This window comes from Vibrio sp. Vb0598 (genome assembly GCF_033338935.1).
GTDB classification, from domain to species: Bacteria; Pseudomonadota; Gammaproteobacteria; order Enterobacterales; family Vibrionaceae; genus Vibrio; species Vibrio alginolyticus.
Genome location: NZ_JAWOTP010000145.1, coordinates 1 through 1,295 on the forward strand (window position 1 = coordinate 1; position 1,295 = coordinate 1,295).

Annotated in this window: 1 protein-coding gene; it reads left to right on the forward strand. The window is 48.6% G+C overall.

Going from position 1 to position 1,295, the window contains the following annotated elements:
• Nucleotides 1-42 precede the first annotated feature (42 nt).
• Nucleotides 43-1,295: sodium:proton antiporter NhaD (nhaD, locus tag R7Q38_RS23620; RefSeq protein WP_318114495.1), on the forward strand; the 1,253-nt coding region annotated here is incomplete at its 3' end.

Genomic DNA, 1,295 nt, shown 5'->3' on the forward strand with positions numbered 1-1,295 from the left:
TTATGGCTAATATTTCTCCAACAAGACAAGGGAGAAATGTCTATGCCAATCTATCCAATTGTGGCTTTCTGCTGTTTGTTGTTCTCTAGTTCCAGCTTTGCAGCGGCATCCGGTGATCTTAATCTGGTGAACTCCGCCGTAGGCTATATCGCTCTCATTCTTTTCTCGATCGCTTATATTCTGGTCATGCTCGAAGAGTATTTGAAGATGAGAAAATCCAAACCTGTACTTCTCGCGGCAGGTCTGTTTTGGATTTTGATTGGTTGCACCTTCGCCCAGCACCACCAGCAAGATGTGGCAAAAGCGGCGTTGGAACATAACCTACTTGAGTACGCCGAGCTGCTGCTGTTTTTGCTCGTCGCAATGACCTACATAAACGCGATGGAAGAGCGCAAACTCTTTGATGCTCTACAAGCGTGGATGGTCGGGAAAGGGTTCGGGTTCAAAAAACTGTTTTGGCTGACAGGCTTTCTGGCGTTTGTTATCTCTCCAATCGCAGATAACTTAACCACGGCCCTTTTGATGTGCGCGGTGGTAATGAAAGTGTCTGGCGACAAGCCAAGGTTCGTCAATCTTGCTTGCATCAACATCGTTATCGCAGCCAACGCGGGCGGGGCATTCAGCCCATTTGGTGACATTACAACCTTGATGGTTTGGCAAGCTGGGCACGTGCGGTTCTCTGAATTCATGCCATTGTTTGTCCCTTCTCTAATCAACTATGTCGTGCCAGCGTTTTTAATGTCCCTTTTTGTACCGAACACCAAACCCAATACCATCCACGAGCATGTCGAATTAAAACGTGGTGCAAGGCGCATTGTGCTGCTGTTTGTCCTCACGATCGCTACGGCTGTCTCTTTCCATGCTGTTCTTCACTTCCCACCCGTGGTTGGCATGATGATGGGCTTGGCGTACTTACAATTCTTCGGGTACTTCTTAAGAAAAACCCTCAAACATTCGCTCGCGAAAAAAGCGGCCATGGCGATTGCGAATGGGGACGATCATGCGCTGAAACGTTTAGGCTCTGTCGTGCCGTTTGACGTATTCCATCGTGTTTCTCGCGCCGAATGGGATACCTTGCTGTTCTTCTATGGCGTCGTGATGTGTGTAGGCGGCTTGAGCTTACTCGGTTATCTCGAATTGGTTTCAAACGTCATGTACACCCAATGGAATCCGGTTTGGGCGAACGTGATGGTCGGTGTGCTTTCTGCCATTGTCGATAACATTCCGGTCATGTTTGCGGTACTAACGATGGACCCAAGCATGTCCACTGGTAACTGGTTGCTTGTTACGCTCAC